The 22,465-nt window shown below is 38.2% G+C and carries 17 protein-coding genes; 8 read left to right on the plus strand and 9 right to left on the minus strand.

Annotation, left to right across the window (positions count from 1 at the left end):
* Window positions 1–58: 58 nt before the first annotated feature.
* From H4J41_RS12615 to H4J41_RS12640, 6 genes are all read right to left on the minus strand, one after another.
* Complete coding sequence (locus H4J41_RS12615; protein ID WP_182137754.1) at window positions 59–2,467, minus strand: DUF748 domain-containing protein; 2,409 nt, start codon at window positions 2,465–2,467, stop codon at window positions 59–61.
* Window positions 2,468–2,621: 154 nt separating this feature from the next.
* Window positions 2,622–3,293, minus strand: a complete 672-nt coding sequence (locus H4J41_RS12620) for a DUF2959 domain-containing protein (RefSeq protein WP_259364558.1) — start codon at window positions 3,291–3,293, stop codon at window positions 2,622–2,624.
* Window positions 3,290–3,520 carry a hypothetical protein gene (locus H4J41_RS12625; protein WP_182137753.1) on the minus strand — a complete coding sequence of 77 codons (231 nt, stop codon included), beginning with the start codon at window positions 3,518–3,520 and terminating at the stop codon, window positions 3,290–3,292. The genes H4J41_RS12620 and H4J41_RS12625 overlap by 4 nt, the downstream gene beginning before the upstream one ends.
* A 403-nt stretch (window positions 3,521–3,923) precedes the next feature.
* Window positions 3,924–5,240, minus strand: coding sequence for an outer membrane protein transport protein (locus H4J41_RS12630; protein WP_182137752.1), 1,317 nt, complete (start codon window positions 5,238–5,240; stop codon window positions 3,924–3,926).
* Window positions 5,241–5,649: 409 nt separating this feature from the next.
* Window positions 5,650–7,449, minus strand: a complete 1,800-nt coding sequence (locus tag H4J41_RS12635) for an alpha-amylase family glycosyl hydrolase (protein ID WP_182137751.1) — start codon at window positions 7,447–7,449, stop codon at window positions 5,650–5,652.
* 19 nt (window positions 7,450–7,468) lie between these two features.
* Window positions 7,469–9,130, minus strand: a complete 1,662-nt coding sequence (locus H4J41_RS12640; protein WP_182137750.1) for an alpha-glucosidase — start codon at window positions 9,128–9,130, stop codon at window positions 7,469–7,471.
* 508 nt (window positions 9,131–9,638) lie between these two features.
* Here H4J41_RS12640 and H4J41_RS12645 point away from each other — a divergent pair.
* Together H4J41_RS12645 and H4J41_RS12650 are read left to right on the plus strand one after the other, a co-directional pair.
* Window positions 9,639–12,152 carry a TIM-barrel domain-containing protein gene (locus H4J41_RS12645; RefSeq protein ID WP_182137749.1) on the plus strand — a complete coding sequence of 838 codons (2,514 nt, stop codon included), beginning with the start codon at window positions 9,639–9,641 and terminating at the stop codon, window positions 12,150–12,152.
* 150 nt (window positions 12,153–12,302) lie between these two features.
* Window positions 12,303–13,841, plus strand: a complete 1,539-nt coding sequence (locus H4J41_RS12650) for an MFS transporter (protein WP_182137748.1) — start codon at window positions 12,303–12,305, stop codon at window positions 13,839–13,841.
* 65 nt (window positions 13,842–13,906) lie between these two features.
* Here the strand turns inward: H4J41_RS12650 and H4J41_RS12655 are convergent, their stop codons facing one another.
* Window positions 13,907–14,929: a LacI family DNA-binding transcriptional regulator gene (locus H4J41_RS12655; RefSeq protein ID WP_182137747.1), complete on the minus strand. Its 1,023-nt coding sequence runs from the start codon at window positions 14,927–14,929 to the stop codon at window positions 13,907–13,909.
* An 860-nt stretch (window positions 14,930–15,789) separates the two neighbouring features.
* Here H4J41_RS12655 and H4J41_RS12660 point away from each other — a divergent pair.
* From H4J41_RS12660 to H4J41_RS12685, 6 genes are all read left to right on the plus strand, one after another.
* Window positions 15,790–16,932, plus strand: coding sequence for a serine hydrolase (locus tag H4J41_RS12660; protein ID WP_182137746.1), 1,143 nt, complete (start codon window positions 15,790–15,792; stop codon window positions 16,930–16,932).
* A 210-nt stretch (window positions 16,933–17,142) separates the two neighbouring features.
* Window positions 17,143–17,418, plus strand: a complete 276-nt coding sequence (locus H4J41_RS12665) for a hypothetical protein (RefSeq protein ID WP_182137745.1) — start codon at window positions 17,143–17,145, stop codon at window positions 17,416–17,418.
* 121 nt (window positions 17,419–17,539) lie between these two features.
* Window positions 17,540–17,809, plus strand: a complete 270-nt coding sequence (locus H4J41_RS12670) for a hypothetical protein (protein ID WP_259364557.1) — start codon at window positions 17,540–17,542, stop codon at window positions 17,807–17,809.
* 29 nt (window positions 17,810–17,838) lie between these two features.
* Window positions 17,839–18,225, plus strand: a complete 387-nt coding sequence (locus H4J41_RS12675) for a hypothetical protein (RefSeq protein ID WP_182137743.1) — start codon at window positions 17,839–17,841, stop codon at window positions 18,223–18,225.
* A gap of 79 nt (window positions 18,226–18,304) precedes the next feature.
* Window positions 18,305–18,769 (plus strand): DUF4440 domain-containing protein, encoded by a 465-nt coding sequence (locus H4J41_RS12680; RefSeq protein WP_182137742.1) that lies wholly within the window; start codon window positions 18,305–18,307, stop codon window positions 18,767–18,769.
* 97 nt (window positions 18,770–18,866) lie between these two features.
* Window positions 18,867–19,418, plus strand: a complete 552-nt coding sequence (locus H4J41_RS12685; RefSeq protein WP_182137741.1) for a GNAT family N-acetyltransferase — start codon at window positions 18,867–18,869, stop codon at window positions 19,416–19,418.
* Between the two features lie 152 nt (window positions 19,419–19,570).
* On the opposite strand, the gene H4J41_RS12690 is transcribed toward H4J41_RS12685, so the two are convergent.
* Window positions 19,571–20,260, minus strand: a complete 690-nt coding sequence (locus H4J41_RS12690) for a glycerophosphodiester phosphodiesterase family protein (RefSeq protein ID WP_220461010.1) — start codon at window positions 20,258–20,260, stop codon at window positions 19,571–19,573.
* A gap of 144 nt (window positions 20,261–20,404) precedes the next feature.
* A complete protein-coding gene (locus tag H4J41_RS12695; RefSeq protein ID WP_182137740.1) occupies window positions 20,405–22,381 on the minus strand; it encodes a tetratricopeptide repeat-containing sulfotransferase family protein in 1,977 nt (658 codons plus the stop codon).
* Window positions 22,382–22,465: the final 84 nt, after the last annotated feature.

Here is a 22,465-nt window from a genome sequence, read left to right on the forward strand (position 1 = left end):
ACTAAAGTTAGACTCATTTGATTAATTAAGTGAACGACTTATTAAGCAAGTAAATAACCTAAATAACAAACTTTATACGTGGTTTAGCCCCGTTTGAAGTGTCTATTTGTGGCGTACAAAACAAAAGCCGTGCGGAAGGAACTTTTAATTGCTCAACCATGTGCGCTTTAAATATCTCCACACGTTGTTGCGATAGTATATTTAAGCGCGCTATGTTTTCCGGCTGATGCGCTTGTGAAGCATCAGTCAATGCAATATCGCTCGCGGTTGCTACAGCACAAAGCTTAACATTAACCTTGTCTCTATCGGCAAGCATCACAGACATTTGGCGACTAAATTCTAATTGTTCTGTATTCAATTCAGTTGCACTGGCCGGATAAGTTAAGTCGTTAATTCTTAGTTTAAGGGCAAATTCACCCGCTGCCATGGCCACTTTCATCACACTGGCATAAGGGACAAACGTGGTGATCAAATAATCTTTTGCCGCTGACATCGTCGCCTGTTTAACCAATAAGGTTAACAAGCCTGACAAGCCAAATGAAGGTGAACTCGTATCGCCAGTAAGTGGTAGCGACAAGGCCACATTACCATCAGAATCTTTTAACATACCCAAAGCAACATTAAATGGCACACTAAATTGCTCTTTTATCACACCTCTTTCGTGATCATCCGCTGAAGTGAACTCTATACCTCGAAGTAATAAATCAATATCGCCATCCAGTTGCTTACCCGTCAAGGCGGCTTTAAGCGTTATATCAAGTTGGCCACTTTCAATCTCGTATTGTAAGGCCTCTTTAATATAGCTAGAAATACCCGGTAAACTCACCTCTTTAACCACAGCATCTAGCGTGAACTTCTGCTGGGGAGCAAAGGGTAAGCCTCGTCCTTTTAGGTCAAAACTAGCATATTTATCGCTTTTTCCTTGTATATTAAGCACAACTTCCTGCTCAGGCTTGCCACTATCAAGATCTGACAAAAGCAAATGAGTAATGTTTACGTTACGCTCATAATAGGGTGTAACACTCGTATCTTTAAAGTCTATCTGTGCGCCATCAAGCAAGCTAAACTGCCCTAGTCTAAATATAGGCTTAATAGGTTTATTCGTTTCATCAACTAAAAGCTCTGGTGTAACAAGCTCATTATCAGCCGTTTTACTTTCTTGCTCAGTGCCAAGTGTTTTTTTATCCTCGTTATTAGCAAGTGCAACCAGTGTCGCCAATTGCTTTTCTTTATCTAATAAAACGTTAGCCACAAGTCCGGATAAAGTTATGTTATTAACGGCGATAAGCTCAGGCGTATACTCAATATTATTTACCGACAAGCTATTAAAGGCCGCTAATGCTGGCATATTTTGTTGCCTATTTTTTGAAAACTCACTGTTAGCCACTTGCACATTTTCAATCGTTACTTTAGCCCTGTTTTGCTGGTATTGAAGGGCAATATTATTGGCTGATAAATTTTCTATTTCAGCTAAGAGCGCATTACTCTCTTTCGATTTTGCCGCAAGTCCTTCAATAACATAATTCAACATGACATCAAGATTGATGGGTTTGTTTGGCTGTAATAATACCGCTAAATCTTGCACCTGAATTTTTTGACGCTTAATAGCTAGAGCAATATTATTTTGCTCGACATGCAGATCATCAACTGAGGCTATTAGGTCACTAGTATTGACTGATGTTTGCTCATTGCTGATAACAATATCCATTTTACTGTCAAAACTTACTTTGCCATCCAATGCTGATATAGAACTAGGCAAAAAAGTTTTTGCTGAACTTAAGGCAATATTTTTCGCATTCAAATCTATACTAATTTTGCCTTGTTGTTTCAACAAACGACCATCTAACGCCACTTCTATTAGTGCGCCATTTAAATGACTGACTAGATTTAATTTAATCTCTTGTTCATTTTGTGCAAGTAAAATGTTCTGTAAAGAAAATGAATCTAATTGAATGTTATGTGTTTGTGAAAAATGCACTAATTCGATGTCAGCATCGGTTAAGGTAAATTCAGGGATAATAACTTGATAAGGAAAGTCAGTGCTTGCTTGCTCTGTTTCTGCTTCTGTTGCTAACGGGGTAGAATTTTCGCTACGTAATTCAATGCCGGCAACATTGAGTGACGACTCATTGACCGTGACAGGAATAAATAAGCCATTGACCGTAAATTCGGCCACATAAATTTTATCAAACAATAACTGATGTAAATGTAATTCTGCGTTCAGACTTTGCAGTTTAAGTGCGCTGCTTTGCTGATTAGTTTTAACTTCTAAATGACTAATAGTTAAATGAGCTGTAAACGGGTTATAGCGAATACTAGATGCAGAAGTTAGCAATAAAGGCTTAGGCAATCCATAAGTATTAAGAGCATAACGTATTATAATCGGTGAGAGTAACCAAATGAGACCATAAAGGAGGATAAAGGTAATAACTAAAATTTGACTTAGGCGTTTAAAATAACGACCCATGTTGGATTCCTATACGTTGAAGAAATAACACAGAGCCATACACAAAGTAGTTTGCTTATGCTCCTGTTTTACATGATTAATTATATATAATAAAAAGACAAAAAAACTATCGTAATGTGAGCACCATGGTCGGTAAAATAAAAAGCTTCACAAGCTATTCTGCTTTTAACAAGTTGATGAATTGCTGTGATTGCGCTATCGCTTTACTCATTTCTGACACTAAAGATTCAACATCGCGTTTAATGGTTTTATACTCGCCTTGTAAGGCGCCAATAGCCTGCGCATTTAAATTATGCTTGAGATATAAACTATTATCTTTTAAAGCTGATAACACAGGTGCCATTCCGTCTTTAGCTCGGTACATCGACTTAATCAAACTTTGGTAATTACGCTCGGTTTTTCTCAGTTTTTGCTGGCTTTTTTGCTTCAAGCTATTACTTGAATATTGTTGAATTTCTTCATTCCATTCAGCAAACAGTGCATCGGCAACGCTTTCAATAGCCTCAATACGAGAAGCCACTTCTTCAGCCGAAGCTTTACTGGCTTGATATTGGTCATTGACCAATTCATATTGCGTGGTCAAATCACCACCGTCATAATTTATCAATTGAGACAGCTGCTCTAATGCCGATTGAAACTGTTGCTGAGCATCTTCTTGAGCGCCTTGGGCGTTTTCAACCCGATCGAGCATAATATCGCGCTTATGCACACCCACTTTTTCCATGGCAGAATAATAAGCCGATTGACAGCCAACCAGTAACACTAGGGCAATAACAACCAAGTATAATCTTGATACTGCGCTATTTTGCGTTTTTAATGTTTTCAAAATCTGTTACCGCTGGAGAATTTTGCAGCGTCAATAATTGCCCACAAGTGTGTAATAAGTGCGAAGGCAATCGGGAAGATTAACCATGAAAGTGCCCAGAAAATACTGGCGAAAACAAAAAACAAAATAGCAGGCAGTAAACGCCCTTGCACCAATTGGCCTAAACCTGGAATAAAAAAACTGCATATAGCTGCTAAAACATTACCGCCAGAACCTTGTTGTGCCATAAAAACCTCTTAAATGTAGAATATTTGTCACTGGAATATCGTGTTATTGTCAAAAGTATAGCATTACATTAATCTGTAAGCTGCTGTTATTAAGTCGACATAATGTAAATAAATAAGACCGAACGTTTAGCCAAAACAGCGAATGTTTTAGGACAACGTCCAACTGTTATTGAAAGTTTATTTTAAATCAAAGTAATAGCATAAAGCTATTTTACTCATACCAGCATCAAAGGTTAGAACCCATATCAATAATGGAGACTTACCTTAAGTATAAAAAAACCAATCGTCTACACGATTGGCTTTAACTGAAGCACGGTTTAGCTGATATAAAGCTAAAAAAACGCTTTAAACTACCGGTAAATAAGGTGAATATTTAATTAACTGCGCAAAACACCTTATCACCTTAAAAGCTTTTGTTGTACTGCACGGCCAACAGCAAGGCGTTACCTTCTGAGCTAAAGCTCCAGTCTTTATTACCAACAAATGCACTAAGTGATTCAGGTAATTGACCTAATAAAGCATCTTCTTCAGTGACCACGACATTATCGCCGTTAATATATGAAATACCAAAATCGATGCTCTCAGTGCTACTTAACTGATATGTAGCGCCAGCGCTGTACCATAATCGGTCACTATCAGGTATTGAAATTGAACGATAGTCTTCAGCAGCAGATTGGTCAAACGCAACACCAAGTCTTAACGCGAGTACTGGATTAACATCATAGGTTGCGCCTAAAGCAAAGCGATAGCTATCTTCAAAATTCTCTTGCTTTTCAAACGCTAGTTCATTGCCGGCATAGGCTTCAAGTTTTTCAAAACTCGACCATTGCGTATACATAATGCTGTAATGTGTAGCCCATTGCGGTGTAACTTGATGAAAACCTGAAAACTCTGACACGGCTGGCATATCTACCGATAAGCTAGCCGCAGTTTCCGGTACTGCAAGTCCAGAAAATTCGCCTTCAAATGCAAGTTCTACTTTACTACGATAAGAAAGCGCAAATCGGTGATCTTCATTGATTTCATAAACAACACCGGCATTCCAACCATAACCAAAATCATCACCTGCCATATTAACAATTTCAGTACTGGTTGGTACTGGTGCAACAAGGGTACCAACGCCAGGAATAGTAACACCCGCTTTTAACACGCTACCTGCATGCCTAATTAATTCAGCCTCACCGTAGACTAGGTTCATACCTAAACCTAGACTAAGCTGTGAATTGACACGGTATGAGCCACTAATATTAGCGTTGACCGTTTTCAGGTCGGTTTTACCACCAATCGAGCCAGCAGCATAATCGTTGTCGTACTCACTTTTAAGGCCAAAATTTGAATTAATGCCAATACCATAAGCAAAAGTATCATTGACCGGGTTAATAAAATACATGGCTGGAATAATAGCGGTTGGTACCACACCATCTTGGTCAAGTTGACTAACATCGTAGTCTGCGCCAAGCATATCGGGTGCATCTATACCTTTAATATTGACACCGGGATCGATATATGTGGCGGCTAATGAAAAAGAGCTTTTGTCGAATAAGGCCATGGCTGCTGGGTTGCGCGCTAAAACAGCCGCGTCGTCGGCGATCACTGAATCACCAGCAAATGCACGACCTAAGCCAGAAGCACTGGTTTCGTTTAACTGAAAAGAAGCTGAATAGCTGTTAAACGTTGCCAATGTGATGGCAGCGGCAAGTATTGATTTTTGTAATGTCATATTAGTTCTCGGAAATTATGGGGAATAAAATATTTATCGTATTGTAAAGAATGGATTAAATACTGAAGAGTCATGTAATAATACCCGAAAAAACGTATTCGCCTTGTTAAGAAGTGTAACGCGATGATCAAAAAATATTTTTAATAAGCTGTGTTCAGGATGATAGTGAAAATACTGAAAAAATAAATAACAGCACTATAATCGCCGAATTGAACCGCTAATTGGATTGTGAGAAGAGAACCACGAATATCGTGATCCCTATTGTAGCGTTAATCATTTAGATACCTGCCTTGTTAATGCATGCCAGTTTAAAGGCATAAACAACCGTCGGTTTAGTTATCGGCTGTCTAAGGTATCGTCAGTAAGGTCAGTAAAAGGTTGAGATAAAAGTTGCTAACCTGATGGTAGGTTATGGCAACTGATAAATAGCAAAGCTTAATGGGGCTATTTTATCATCGCCTTGGCTATCGGCTGATAAATAAAGCCGCTTCGCATGCTTATCGTTATAAATACCGCTATTAAGTACCTTAAGTGATTTAACCTGATCGGCCGTATTAAAAACAATCAGTAAAGTTTGCTCTTTTTCTTGTTCATTTAACGAAAAGGTATGTGAGCGCGTAATAGCAAAAACACCGGGTTTACCTTGCGCGTATACCGTACTTTGTTTGCCAAAACGTAACGCCGGGTATTGTTGGTATAACTCGGCATACTGAGCAAATTTCTGATAAAACAAGTGGCTGGTATCAAAATTATCATCTGCAGTCGTATGATTGCTTGCCAGTAAATCATCATTATTATAACTCACCACTTGAGATGGCATCATGTCTTGGCGTGAGGCTTGATCACCACCATCGCCAACAAAACCTTGCTCATCACCATAATAAATAACCGGCACACCACGACTAAAATACAACAGGGCGTGGGCTAACAAATTGCGTTGAATTTGCTCTGCTTCGCTATAGTTATAGTCACTTTCTTTTAAGGTATAAGCAAAGCGCCCCATGTCGTGATTACCAGTAAAGTTAACCAGTTGGTTTGCATTAGTATTTTCAATATCCTGATGCGACGTTTGGTATAAATAATCTTGAGCAAATAATTTTGCGAGCACATCAGTGCCTTTTTGCTCAACCAAGGTTTGTTGAAGTGCACCTTGTAGCGCAAAATCTAAAACTGATTGTAGCTTTCCCTCTACGGTAAAAGGGCTTAGCAGCTCAGGCTCAAAGCTATAGACTTCGCCATACATAAAAAAGTTATCAATACCTTGTGTTTTGGCATGTGCTATCAAGGCAGGTGAAAACGTTTGCCAAAAAGCCATATTAACGTGTTTTACTGTATCAATACGAAAGCCGTCAGGTTTAAACTCATCAATAATGGCGGTGTAAATATCAATCATGCCTTTAACCACTTTCTCACTATTGGTATCAACATCATCAAGACCGGCAAAGTCACCACGAATGGCGCTTTCACCTACCCAATTAGAATCACCTTGATTATGGTAAACATCAACACTATTTAGCCATGCCGGTGTTTTCAGGTTTTCACTACCTTGTGGAATAAAGGGTGTGTAGGTATCGCCTTGTGCAAGTTGTGCTAGTGACTTAAACGGGCAGTTTTTATCTTCAAGCAGCCAAGTTAAGCCATCACTGCTGTGACATTCTTTATACTTAATAACATCAGCTGTGTGGTTGGTAATAATATCGAAAAATACCTTAATATTGCGCTCGTGGGCTTTATCAATAAAGTTTTTTAATGCTGCATTCGTGCCTAAATGTGGGTCTATCTCACTAAAATCTACAATCCAATAACCGTGATAACCTGAACTGCCGTTTTGCACCGCTTGATTGCGTAATACCGGTGTTAACCAAATAGCGCTTATGCCCATATTATCAAGGTAAGGTAATTTCTCTGTCAGCCCGGCTAAATCACCACCGTGATACATACCTTTATTTTTTTTATCAAAGCCACCACGTGATATAGCACGTTTGGTATCATTTGCTGCTGCGCCTAAATCATTACTTTTATCTCCATTATAAAATCGGTCCGGTAAGACAAAGTAAAAAATTTCATCCTGAAAGTCTCGTTGTTGATAAGGCGCTAATTTAACCGCTTTTGCCGTAAATTTTTCACTGACATCGCTAGCATATACTTTTACATTAACCACTAAGGTTAGCGCGCATAAACTGCAAAGGGATAACAATTTTCTCATCATTTATATTCTCTATATCACGTTATAACGAAGCATAAAAACAGCCAAAAGCGGGTAATATTATTTTGCTATCAAGCGTTTTACCGTCAACAGTTTTTCCCTTAATAACCTGAGCGGTTGTTAAGTTATGATCGCTTAGCGCTAAGAGTTCATCGCTGAATAAATCAAGTGAGAACGCTTGAGTTTGATCACTAAAATTAAAACACACTAAGAGTTTTTCAACGCTATCTTGTCGGATAAAAGCCAGTATCGGCTCTGGCGAATCAACAAAAGCAATATCGCCATAAAGCAATGCACTGTGTTGTTTACGCCATTGGGTAAAATGACGATAACTATTGAGCACTGAGTCTGCTGAACTGTCTTGTAAATTCACCGATTTTTCTTGATGTTCAACCGCCACAGGTAACCAAGGCTTAGCTTGGCTAAAGCCGGCATTAATTTCATCATGTTGCCATGGATGCGGCGTACGACAACCATCACGTCCTTTAAATTGCGGCCAAAAAGTAATACCGTAAGGGTCTTGAATATCTTCAAAAGCAATGTCAGCTTCAGTTAAACCAAGCTCTTCCCCTTGAAAACTACAGACACTACCGCGTAAAGAGGAAATCATGGCGAATAGCATTTTAGCTAAATCAGCATTTTGCGCTGCATTTTGACTCTTCCCCCAACGACTGATCACCCGTTGCACGTCATGATTTGAAATCGCCCAACAAGGCCAACCATCAGACACACGTTCTTCAAGCGTTTGTACAACTTGCTTAATGTAAGTAGCTGAAAATTCATCGGTCAATAAATCAAAACTGTAGCCCATATGTAATCTATGATCACCTTGGGTATATTCTGCCATGGTTTTTAATGAGTCTTCTGAAGATATTTCACCTAAAGTGACGGTACCAGGGTATTGATCTAATAAGGTTCGAATAGATTCAATAAAAACTAAGTTTTCATCTTGGGTGTTATTAAAATAATGATATTGATAAGCATAAGGATTTTTTTCATCAAAGCCGATACTTTGTCTTAACGCTTTTGGTTTAGCCGGATTGTCACGCAGTTGAGCATCATGAAAACAGAAGTTTATCGCATCTAACCTAAAACCATCAACACCGCGCTTTAACCAAAATTCAACATTATCAAGCACAGCTTTTCGCACTTTTGGCTGATGAAAATTAAGATCTGGCTGGCTAGTTAAAAAGTTATGCAAATAATATTGCTGACGACGAGGCTCCCATGTCCAACCGCTACCACCAAAAATAGATAACCAATTATTAGGCGCGGTACCGTCTTCTTTAGCATCAGCCCAAACATACCAGTCAGATTTATCATTGCTTTGGTCTTCACGGCTATCAATAAACCATTGATGCTGATCTGATGTATGGCTCAACACTTGATCTATCATGATTTTAATATTGCGTTCATGTGCTTTAGCAATTAATTCATCAAAATCGGCTAAAGTACCAAAAATAGCATCGACATCACGATAATCACTAATATCATAGCCAAAGTCTTTCATGGGTGATTTAAAAAATGGCGAGATCCAAATAGCATCAACGCCTAAACTAGCAATATAATCTAACTTACTGATTATGCCAGGTAAATCACCGATACCATCTTGATTACTATCATAGAAGCTGCGCGGATAAATTTGATAAATTACTGCACCACGCCACCACATTTGTTCACTCATTATAAAACTCCAGGCTGTATTTTGAATTCATTTAAGACACTAAAAATAGGGTTATTACTTGCTCTTGAATTCTCTCTTTATTATTACAGCATAAGAATACGCAATTCATTTGGTGGGGAATAGCCTTTGCATACGTATGCATTGATTTTCCTTAATTTTGCATACGTATGTAGTCGCTTGTGGGGGGAATATTTCCCATGACTTATACCCGATCTGCTCGACATAAAGTGATCAGCTAAAACTGACGAGCTAAACTTTACTAGCTGAAAATTACGAGCTGAAAATATAGCCCGACATAACACCATGTCTTTACCTATTAACCTAGTGATGACTAATAACATAATATAACTAACACAAGCTTGCATACGTATTCAAAGTGCTGTGTTAGCTTGAGTCAGGTTATTATCTTGGTTATTAGATAAAAAATTCAATAAAGGGCTTTATCTTGCGTTCACTTTTACTGATAAAAAGTACTTGTCTATTTGTACTCTTATTCGCGGTCCAAACCATGGCCAGCGAAAAAAATAGCTACCTAAACCATCAACTAAAAGATCAAAGCTTAGTGATCACCACAACACTAGGACCCTTGACCTTAAGTGCCTATAGCGACTATGCGATTGAAGCACATTATCAATATAAAAATAAACGCAATAATGCCGCATTTTTACCTTCATATGCCATTAAAGAACAGGCCCTAAAGCAAAGTTTTGTGGTCAGCGAAAATCCCCAGCAACTGATACTGTCTGCTGGAAAAATTAACGCGGTCATTAATAAATCGCCTTTTAGCATTAGCTATTATCAAGGCGACAAATTGTTAGTTTCAGAAGAAGCTGGATTTTTTCTAACTACGGCGACAGAAGATAATCAAGCGTATAATGTGCAAGGCTTTCGTTTTAAGTTAAGTGCAAACGAAAAGCTCTTGGGTGGTGGTGAACGGGTATTAGGTATGGACAGGCGTGGTCATCGTATGCCGTTATATAATCGCGCACATTACGGTTATGAAACCCAATCAAACCAAATGAATTTCAGTTTACCTGCCGTATTCTCGAGTAATAAATACATTTTGTTATTTGATAACTCAGCAAAAGGTTGGATGGATTTAGGCAAGTCAGAACAAAAAATCATGCAATTTGAAGCGGTATCAGGTCGTATGTCTTATCTGGTTTTTGCTGGCAAGACTTACCCTGAACTTATCAATAATTATGTTGATGTTACCGGTAAGCAACCCATGCCACCACGCTGGGCGCTAGGTAACTACGCCTCGCGTTTTGGTTATCGTACTGAACAAGAAGTACGAGATACGGTTAATAAATTTATCGACTTAGACTTTCCTCTTGACGCGTTAATACTCGACCTATACTGGTTTGGTAAAGACATTAAAGGCCACATGGGTAACTTAGCATGGGATAAAGGCGCCTTTCCCACCCCAACAAAAATGATCAGTGACATTAAAGCGCAAGGCGTGAACACCATACTAATTACCGAGCCGTTTGTACTGACCAGCTCGAACAAATGGGCTGATGCCGAAAAAAGTCAGGCTTTAGCGAAAAACACTGACGGTAACGCCAAGCGTTTTGACTTTTACTTTGGCAATACCGGCTTAGTCGATGTCTTTAGCGATAAAGGAAAAACCTGGTTCAATAGCATATATAAAACCTTATATCAGCAAGGCGTAACGGGTTGGTGGGGTGATTTAGGTGAGCCAGAGGTTCACCCGAGTGACATTTTACATACCTTAAGCGACGGTAACGTGGTCAATGGCGATGCTATTCATAATGTGTATGGTCATCAGTGGGCTAAAATGGTTTTTGAAAATCAGCTCAGCTTAGCGCCCAACGAGCGGCCATTTATTTTGATGCGTTCAGGTTTTGCCGGTTCACAACGCTATGGCATGATCCCATGGACTGGTGATGTCAGTCGCGCTTGGGGCGGATTAAAACCCCAAGTAGAGCTTAGCCTACAAATGGGTGTGTTAGGCATGGCTTATACCCATTCAGATTTAGGCGGCTTTGCTGGCGGTGAAACTTTTAATAAAGAGCTATATATTCGCTGGTTACAATACGGTGTATTTCAACCTATATACCGTCCACATGCACAAGATAATATAGCGCCAGAAGTCGTATTTCATGATAAAGAAACCCAAGATATTTTGCGAAAATTTATCAAGCTTAGATATAACTTACTACCTTACAATTACACCTTAGCCTATCAAAATAGCACCACGGGTATGCCCTTAATGCGCCCGCTATTTTTTGCTAATGAGCTTAATGAAACGACTGTATATAAGCTTGATGGCGCGCTTAAAGATAAGTCTGAAAATGAGCTTAAAGATAAGTTTGAAAATGAAAGAAGCCTAAGTTTAATGGACAATGCGACCAGTTATTTTTGGGGCGATGCTTTTTTAGTAACACCCATTGTAGATGCTGGCGTAAAATCAGTATCAATACCTTTACCCAAAGGCGTTTGGTTTGATTACTTCACCGATAAAAAGTATCAAGGCGAGCAGACCATTTCTTTAGCCACTAACCTAGAAACGCTGCCTGTATTGGTTCGCGCGGGTGCGTTTATTCCCATGATTGACGATATTCAATCAACCCAAGATTACGATAGCAGCCAACTAAGGCTACATTATTACGCCGATGATTCAGTTAAGCGCAGTGCAGGAGAAATGTATGAAGATGATGGTAAAAGCTTGCAGTCATTATCAAAAAACCAGTATGAAATATTACATTTTAGCGCCAAGCAAAATAATCTCAACAAGCATGGCTCAGGAGAAAAAAACACAGTATTCTCCTTTAATCGCAGCGGTGAAGGTTACCCTAACATGCCAGAAAACAGGCAGATTTCTTTAATCATTCATCATTGGCTTACTATGCCTAAAAACATTACGCTTGCAGGTGAGAAATTGCCAATAGGCCCTAATACAGCCGAGTCTGAGGTTTATTGGCATAAAACAGAAAAGACACTAACAGTGAAATTTAATTGGCAACACCAACCATTAACACTCAGCATAGATAATTAACTAAAATACAACTAAATAGTAACGTTCATACAAAAAATACCATTTTATTATACCGCTGAATACGTATGTAGGAGATAGCTGTTCAGCGGTATAATGAGTATATTTAGATTATTAAACTCGCTAAAATCATTAATTATAAGAGTCCGCTACATGACCACAACTGATGCCGATACTAATAAAAGTATCAATGAACATATAAATAAAAATAAAAATAAAAACACCCCTACCGCTCATCAAAAACCCCGCCTTAATTTTTGGCAAATATGGAACGTAAGTTTTGGTTTTTTAGGCGTGCAGTTTGGCTTTGCTTTGCAAAATGCCAATGCCAGCCGAATACTTTCAGACTTAGGGGCTGATCTACACTCTTTATCGTTATTTTGGTTAGTCGCGCCCATTATGGGCTTGTTAATTCAACCCATAGTAGGCGCCGCATCAGACAAAACCTGGAATCGTTTAGGTCGACGTAACCCTTACATTTTAGCGGGCGGATTTGCGGCGGCTATTGGCATGCTATTAATGCCAAATTCAGCGACCTTAGCTAGCGTTATTACGCCCTTATTTTTTGGCGCTATGATGCTAGCCTTAATGGATGCGTCGTTCAATTTAGCCTTTCAGCCGTTCCGCGCTTTGGTATCTGACATGGTGCCCGCTGAGCAGCGTAATATTGGCTATTCAATCCAATCTTTTTTAATTAATATTGGTGCCGTTTTTGGCTCCATACTGCCCTTCGTGCTGACCAATGTTGTTGGCCTAGAAAACACCGCTAGCAGCGCAGGGTCGGTTGCCCCTTCCGTTATTTGGGCCTTTTATATTGGCGCCTCAGTGATGCTAGGATCAGTATTGTGGACAGTATTTAGAACCAAAGAATATGCCCCGGGCACTCATGGCTTAGCCCCATTAGAACAAAGCGATACTGAGCAGACTCTTAGCGATAAATTGGTTGAATTTTTTGGCCTAATGAAAACTATGCCCAGTACCATGAAGCAATTAGCCTTGGTGCAATTTTTCTCTTGGTTTGCATTATTTATTATGTGGGTTTATACCATGCCAGCTATCGCTCAGCATATTTGGGGTATTGAGGCCAAATGGTTTGACCCAGATTATTTAGCGTCTATCGGTACCATACCTACACATATTGCTAACGCAAAAGGCAGCGCTGGAGATTGGGTGGGCATCATTTTCGCTGCTTACTCTTTTTTTGCCGCGATAGCTTCATTGTTTATGGCTAAAGTAGCCAGTAAAATTGGTCGTAAACTCACTTACTCTGTCTCGTTACTTGCCGGTGGTATAGGTTACTTAAGTATTATGCTGATGCAAAATCCTGAGTTAATCATGGTCAACTTGGGGATTACTCAAATTGAAGTGCCACAAGGCGCAGTAGACCTATTCTTACCTATGGTAGGTATTGGTATTGCTTGGGCGGCAATATTAGCCATGCCATACGCCATTTTAGCGGGCTCATTACCCGTGAAACAAACAGGCGTTTATATGGGAATATTTAACTTCACCATTGCTGCGCCGCAAATTGTTTCAGGTATTTTTGCTGGCTGGATATTAACCGCCGTTTTTGATAACCAAGCGGTTTACATTATAATGATGGCGGGTGTCTCAATGATATTAGCGGCTCTGTCGGTCTATTTTGTCAAAGATGGTACCGAGGATAAAATAGCAAGCCAAAATGCTGACTAACCATTTAAGCGCAGCGTTACGGGTATTAACTATTAGGCTTTATGCTAGTAGTTAATATCCAGTAGTTAATAGCCAGAAGATTTTCTAATCACTAATTCTGGCGTTATTAAGGTCGTTGAAGTCTCTTTACCATTAATTGAGTCAAGCAAGGTGTTTACTAATAGCTCACCGGCTATTTGAGTATCTTGCTTAACCGTTGTTAAAGGTGGAAAGGTAAAGCTAGCAATGGCAATATCATCAAAGCCAACAACAGCCACTTGCTCAGGTATGTTGATATCACGTTCTTTAAGTGCTCTCATCGCGCCAATGGCAATTAAATCGCTAGCCGCACAAATTGCATCAAATTCTTGCCCACTTGCTATCAATTCACAAGCCGCCTTGTAACCTGCCTCTTCAGTGTAAAAGGCATTAAACTGCATGTTAGTGTTCACTACTAAGCTATTATCTTCTAGTGCTTGGCAATGGCCTTTATAGCGATCGAAAAATTCAGGCGCATGACTAGAGGCACTGCCTAAAAAAGCAAAGTGTTTTCTCCCTTGCTTGATCACGTGCTCAGTAATTTCTTTGCCACCAAGAAAATTATCACAACCTATAGAGACCACAGGTAAATTTTTAACTTCTGCACCCCAGCGCACAAAGTGTGTTCCTTGTTCGCTCAATTTAATTAACTTTTCTTCATAATCAACGTAATCGCCATAGCCCAATAATATCAGGCCGTCTGCTTTATTACTGTCTTCAAAATCTGCGTGCCAGTCATTACTCGATTGTTGAAAAGAGACTAATAAATCATAACCTTTATGTGCGCAAGCTCTCGTTATGCTACCTAACATAGAAAGGAAAAAGGGATTAATCGCTGAATTGTCATTGGTGGGGTCTTCAAATAATAACAAGGCAATAGTGTCACAATGCTGTGAGCGTAAGTTGCTGGCATTTTTATCTACTTTGTAATTTAATGCTTTAGCAATAGCCTGAATTTTTTGTCGAGTTTCTGCATTAACTAAAGGACTATTGCGTAGTGCTCTAGAAACTGTTGACTGAGAAACACCGGCTTGATAGGCGATATCAAAAGAAGTAGCTTTTTCTTTCACTTGGATAATCTCTAAAAAATATGTTTAAAAAACAATGTCTTTAAAGGGATATTTAAAGGTGTATTTAAAAACGAAGATAATGAGAATATACCTGAGCAAGTAACAGATGTATATAGTGTATGTAGCGCGCAAACGTCATAACCAGATCATTATAAATTCTGCCTATGATTGATAATAATATCCCTGTAAAAATGTTAATACCATGGCAAGCATGATGGCTTTTCTCAATAGTATTAATACTAAGAAAACAACAAAGCTCATCAGCAAATTATTGATTTAATTGCGCCTGTAACAGATTTTGTTACAGGCTCATTAACTTATACAGACAATATTGCTTCAATAGTAAAAATAACATCTTTGATGATACCGCAGCGCTAATGGATGATAAATAAATTCTCTATGGCGTTTTGTACACAAAGCAGCATAAAAGAATAACAATTTTTGTCACCATTAAAAGTCGATACAAGCATCAATTAAGCATAATTTAGCTAGGTAAAAGGTCGTTCATCATAAAACTGCTAATGCTAATTTGTCTGCATTACTGACATTGCAGTTAAAAATTTTGCCATATATTTTTTTTGAATTATCTATTAGCGTAAACGATGTAATGCCCTTTTATATGGAAGTCAGTATGATTTTTCGAGGTGTGTTACTAAGGCGTCTTAGTAACACACCCTAATATACATGTGATTTAGCATTACTAGTTTCTAATGCTTTGAAAGTACCGGACATTAATGTTAATTTAATGTTACTTTTGGCGAGTGTGATGCTTAAACGCATACATACATACATATATAAGCTGTTATGCAGAAAATTAAGATTTGGCAATAGTCGCCAACTTTACTAAAACGAGATAAATCATGATAAAAAAGTTAGCTTTCCTTTCTTTATTCCTTATTCCACCAGTATTCGCTCAGACTACTCTAGTAGATAAGCTTAAAATCGAACAACAAGTTAAAAGCTTTATGGCTAAGGAAAATATTCCGGCAATAGCTGTTGGCATTATTCAACAAGGAAAAGTTGTGTTTACATCTGGACTAGGTGTAAGAGATAGAGAAACTAATCAAGCAATAAACTCCAAAACGTTATTTCAAATTGGCTCTCAGTCGAAAGTATTAACCAGTATTATTACATTGGAGCTCATTGATAAGGGGGAGCTTAAGCTAACTGACCGTGTTATTGGCCTTTTACCCGATGCTTTCCCAAAAAACTCTCTGTCAAAGTTTGAATCATTAACGATTGAACATTTATTGACACATCGTTCTGGTTTACCAAATTATCCCAAAAACGTCACTAGGATTGATGGTGATGCATTTTTAGGTGGTTATGATGAACAAATGCTATTAAGTGCATTAAAAGTGATGAAATTAAGCTTTAAAGTGAATGAAAAATGGGACTATTCAAACTTTAATTACGCCCTACTTGGATATGTCTTGAGCAAAGTGACAAATAAAAATTATGCTCAATTAGTTAAATATTATATTTCTGATAAATATGAGCTTCCAAACACACTGGTAAATTTATCTGAAAGCCAAAAGAACACTCAACAAGCTTTTCCTTACAGAAAAGATGATCGCCAAGTTCTGACTAAGCCATGGGATATGGGATTGTTAACGCCACATGGCGGTGTTTACTCAAGCATTGATGATATGGCTCATCTTATGGTGTTACAAATGAAGGCATACTCGTTATTTAGTAAAAGTGGAGAGAACTCACCGCTCGTTTCAACTCAAATAAAATATGATACGAAATTTACTCAGGGTGGAGAGAAATACCCTGGATTAAGCTATGGCCTTGGAATGTTTGAAGCAAGTAATCAGTTTCCTCTGTTTTCTGAAACAGTATTGTTTCACGGTGGCGATTTAGATGGTTATGGCTGTGAGTATTTATTTTCTCCAGAATATGGTGTTGGAGTAGTTATGTTAACTTCAAGTGGTGGAGGTAAGTTTGTCAACTTTGGCAGACAAATGATGAGAGAATTATTAGAGATAAGCGTTAAATAATAAAAGATTAACATTGAAAATAATTGTCTAAATAACCTCAAATATTTTCTAGCATAACGAGTTAAATGAAAAGAAGTATTTACGTTTACTTTCTACATAACAAGGTATTACAGTAAGACAAATAACAGTTGGCTGTTTGCTCCTGCGTCGCTTATTTTAGCCAACATAGTATTTGCCTCTCAATGAGGCGTTAGTGCACATGGAGTTTGTATGTTCTCGAAAGTTTCAGTAAAAATTACCATAATCTCATGTTTAGTTTCTTTAGGTGGTTGCTCAACAACTAAGCCAACGAATGTTGCATGTGATTTTGTTGTCGGTGCAGGTGATAATGCAATCGAAAGACATGAGAATAAAAACAAGAGTGGCACTCACGGAAACAAGGTTAAAAACAATCAAAATTCAGATACTCTTGAAGGCATTTTAAATATTTTTGGTGGCATGCTTACACGAAGCTTAAACAATGACTCAAGTAAGAAGTGCACATAAGCAATTCAACCGGACTAAAAACAGTGGGCTGTTCGCTTCGCTTTCATTTTAGACCACAATTTTTAGCCTATTAATGCTTAATGGGGCGTTATGTGTCATTCAAATATGGACGTTAAATCAAATGAAAGATGATCAATTTAAAGTTTGGGAATCAACGCGAACAAAAGGGAAATTAAATTTTGTGCTATTTACCGGTGTCTTATCATGGGGCTTACCAATGTTTATTTTTATGGCTTTTATGAATAAGCCTTTTGCTGATGGCTTCACATCGAAATCCGCCATTATTCATTATATAGTTTGGCCATTAGCTGGAGTATTGTTTGGTGTATTAACTTGGTTTATGTCGGAACGAAAGTATAAAAAAGAACTAGCCAGTCGAAGTAACACTTAGTATCAAGGTGCTTAAACGGATAGAGTTGAATGAATCCCGATTATACGAAATATACTCTTGTAGAGTTGTACGATGTTAAAGATAACATTGATAAAAAGTGTTATCCCGAACGATACGATTTATTATTAAATGAAATAAGAAAACGAGAAAAAAACCCTGAGAATGAACCTAAACCTCTGAAACTTATTAATAAAAAAGATAAAGCTTACCTTAAAATTTTTTTAATGTTTCTTTGTATTCCTTTTTTTTCATGGCAATTAATTAATGCATATAAATATGGAGTAATTCATTCCAGAAATGATCATGTTTTGCATCTGAATTCAGACCCTATAGGGTTTTATGTGGTTGTTTTAATTCATGCTAGTTGTCTTGTGATAGCTTTGAGCTCTGTGTTTAAAGGCTTGAGCGCTAAGTAGTAGCTAAGAAATTAAACAGGGAAAAAAACAGTTGGCTGTAATTTAGGCGTTATACGTATGCTATAGGAATCGAGGTTATATGAAAAAATTAAGTATATTTTTATTTGTATTTGTATTTTTATCAATGCAATCATTGGCTAATGAAGCTCCTTTGGAGGACAAAATGAAAGTTCTTGATACAGAGCTTTTTGAATTTTTTAACAACTGTCAGAGCCCTGGAGAGTTAAAAAAATATGCTAGTTATTTCTCTCCTGATGTAGAGTTTTATCACGATAACGGTGGTGTTACTTGGGATCGGAAAAGTATGATCTCAAATACTAAAAAAAACGCATGCGGTAACTACACTCGTAAACTTGTAGCAGGTTCCTTCAAAGCCTATCCAATTAATCAGTTTGGTGCAATCACTGAAGGTGTTCACATTTTTTGTGAAACTAAAACTAAAAAATGCGAAGGAAAATCTGATTTTGTTATGGTTTGGCGTAATCTAAATAATAAATGGGAAATTACTCGAGCATTGAGTTATGGGCACCGTGAAAATAAATAAAATACGTATAACAAAATACAGCTGGCTTTTTGTTCACTACGATCACTAATATTAGCCAATTATATTATTGCCCGTTAACAGGCGTTGAGTATTACATTTGAGCATTAATCTCCGACCACTAAATCAAAATGACGATAACTACTCGAAGGTTATCGATCTGTATAAGAAAGCGTTTACCACCGCTCAACGTATTCCCACCTGGATCCTTAAATTTAAACTGAGAAAAGGTAAGGTAGGCTTTAACGTTCTTTATGCAGATGATACTTGGATAGGTCTCATTTATACCACTGAGTTTAAAGACATTATATTGGTACACTTTTTAGCTATATCGGAATCTTTTCGCTCAGGTGGGTATGGCAGTAAAGTGATGGATTCAATGAAAGTTATGCACTCAGGAAAAAGAATTGTACTGAACATTGAGAAACTTGATAAGCAAGAAAAAAACTTCGAACAAAGGATCAAGCGTAAAGCTTTTTATGAAAAAAACGGATTCAGTTCATCAGGGTATTTTGTGAAAGAACCAGGAGAAAAACTTGAGATGCTTATCTTTGGCGGCAGTATCAGTAAAGAAGAGATAGAAGCAATGTACAAGAATCTCTTTGGTAGCATTATTGGCTTCTTACTTAGACCTAAAATAATAAATACATGATGCATCCCTTTGTTGCCACGTACTCATAACAAGCGACCCAAGCAGGAAAAAAAACAACTGGTTTTGCTCCTGCATTGCTTATTTTAGCCAACAATTTTTTGCCTCTTAACGAGGCGCTATCGATACTGGTATCACATGTAATATTGTCTTAATTATAGTCTTTCTGGAAAATTACAAAAAATACCATCAATATTCAGTTTTTCCATTTCGGCAATATCATCATAATCATTAACCGTATACACATAAACTTTTAAACCGTTGTTATGGGCGTGATTGACAAAGTCCTGGTTAATAAAATCTACACTTAAATTAATCGACTGCGCATTAAGTTCAACCGCACAATCGGAATAAGAAAGTGGTATGCCGTCAAGTAAGGCACCAATAGGTATTTGGGGAGCTAGCTGTTTAAATTTATTTAATTCATGATGGTCGAATGAAGAGACCATAAAATCAAGCGCTGACCAAGCATGTTTTTTAATATATTTATCTATCACTTGATACGTTGCAATCGCTGTGTTTCTGCCCTTTAGTTCTATGTTTACCATCACTCTTTTATCAACAAAGTCTAAGACCTCTTCGAGTGTTGGGATAAGTTCACCTTTACCGGCATCTAGTTGTCTTAATTCTGCAAACGTTTTATCTTGGGTATAGCCAACACCATTAGTGGTTCTGTCTACTTTATCGTCATGGATAACGACAAGCTCACCTGTCTTGCATACGTATACATCTAACTCTATCGCATCAACATTTAATTCTATTGCTTTTTTAAAAGACCTTATGGTGTTTTCTGGCTCATGTCCCATGGCACCACGATGTCCAATTTTTAGTATTTTTTTAGCCAAGATTGATTCCTTTATATTTTAGATATAATAATAGTTAACGGGTACTAAAAACTGCTGATTAATTGCAGACACCGCTGCTTCTTGATTGACCGTTAATGCCAATAAAGAACATGCAGCGTTTACATATTTGAGGCTTACTTATGCTTACTTAGGATTGCTTAATGCTTTTTTCAGTGGCCCTAGATGTGATTCATAGTTGCGCCATTGTTCCAGACCACTTTGATAAATAGGTTGGCGAACCTGCTCAGAACTTGGTGTACGAACAGCACGTTTATTGGTGTGAAAATCAATACAGGCCTGTTCAAAAGGCAAACCACAGTAGTCCAATATACGCCGAACTTGAGTGTCTAAATCAGCAACTACATCTTCATATTGTACCCGTAAAATTTTGCCTGGTAATGCTTTGTCCCAGTGGTCCATTATTTCAACATAGTTGCGATAATAATTGCCAATGTCCTCAAGATCATAGGAAAACTGTTGGCCTTCGCCAAATAATTGTTTATAACCGCTAAAACAACAAGATAAGGCGTCACGTCTGGCATCAATAATTTTAGCGTTAGGGAGGATCAGATTGATAAGAGCGATATGTCTAAAATTATTTGGCATCTTGTCGATGAAAAAAATCGCTCCTTGGCGATGATGCTGAGTGTCTTCAATATAACGTTCGCCCATTTTAGTCAGCTCATCAGCTGATAACTCTTTTAGGATACTGGGATATCTTGGCTCATCCTGCTTGGCTTGTCGTCCATTCAAGCGGTGTGCTAATCCGATGATATTGGCCAATTCCATCGTGCCATCAACCTGTGAGTGTGAAGCAAGAATTTGTTCTAAAAGTGTTGAACCCGCGCGTGGTAGTCCAACAATAAATATCGGATCAGGGGCAGAACAACCGGCCAGTTTATTGCGTTCGAAAAACGCGGCATCAAAATTATTTTGCTGAAATTCAAACGATAATTCTAGAGATTTACTATCAAATTGGTCTTGTTCGCTTTTCAGCTTGTTGCCGCGATGGTAAAAAAAGAAGGCTTCATCAAAGTGTTCGCTATCTTCCAAATCTTTACCTAGAGCAAAGCAGAAATGAATTTTATCATTTATCGCGGTTGTCGGGCTTGCTTCCTGATCCCGCATTTGCTGACGTTCATTGGCAGTAAATCGGTAAGTTTTTAAATTGGCCAAACTCCAGAACGCATCGCCAAAGTCAGGTTTGATGCTATAGCTTTTACGGTACGCTGTAATAGCGTCGTCAACACGGCCCATTGTTTTTAAAGCATGGCCTAGGGTTAGGTAGATTGAATTATTGGCGGCGTTGTTATGCAAGACACTTTCAAAGGTGCTAATAGCCGCTTCAAAATCTCCGGTTGCCTGTTGCGCATTACCAAGACCAATTTTAAAATTTGAATTTTTTGGGTCTGAATCTAACAGAATTTTTGCTTGCTCAAGTGCCTTTTGAAATTTTTGTCGTTTATGCAACACATGAACATAGTCCAAACGGGCCCTTTTATAGTTTGGTTCAAATTCAAGGCAGCTGGCTAATAAGAATTCTGCGTCGTCAAGAATTTGAAACTTTGTCCCTAACTCAGCCAGTAAGCGCATAGCTTCTGGTTGATGTGGATTGTCTTTGAGGAAGTGACGACAGAGCCATTCTGCGCGATGTAATTTTTTTTGGTATATTAGGCTGGAAACAGAAACTAATGCCGGTGGCAGGCTAGAGAGCCATTCAACCCGATTTTTAGCTTCTTCACGCATTGGATAGTCAGGCTCTGCAGCAAGTACACGCCAACTGCCAAACAATGCTGGGTTTAAGGTAACGGCTTTTTCAAAAGACGCTATGGCTTGGGTGGTGTTCGCCATTGCTTTGTGAATATAACCTTGCTCTTGATGAGCTCTGCCGTGCTCAGGCATTTTTACTAGAATTTGATCAAGACTTGCCATGGCTTGGCTATGCTTTTGTTGTTTACGCTGACAAACTGCAAGACAATAAACACCTTCAATATGTCCTGGATTTTCCACCAGCATATCTTCAAGATTTGCAGATGCTTGGCTTAAGTGGCCTTTCTTAATCAAGAGTTGACACTGTTTAATCACTTGGTCAGGTTGGAGGTTTTTCAATTGATTTGGCAAAATAATCTCTCGCTAAATATCAAGATACCATTGATATTATCTATGAAGGTCCAGAATCTATAAAGGTCCAGAAAAAAATAGGTC

It is taken from the genome of Colwellia sp. MB3u-45 (assembly GCF_014077005.1).
In the GTDB taxonomy this organism is placed as follows: Bacteria; Pseudomonadota; Gammaproteobacteria; order Enterobacterales; family Alteromonadaceae; genus Cognaticolwellia.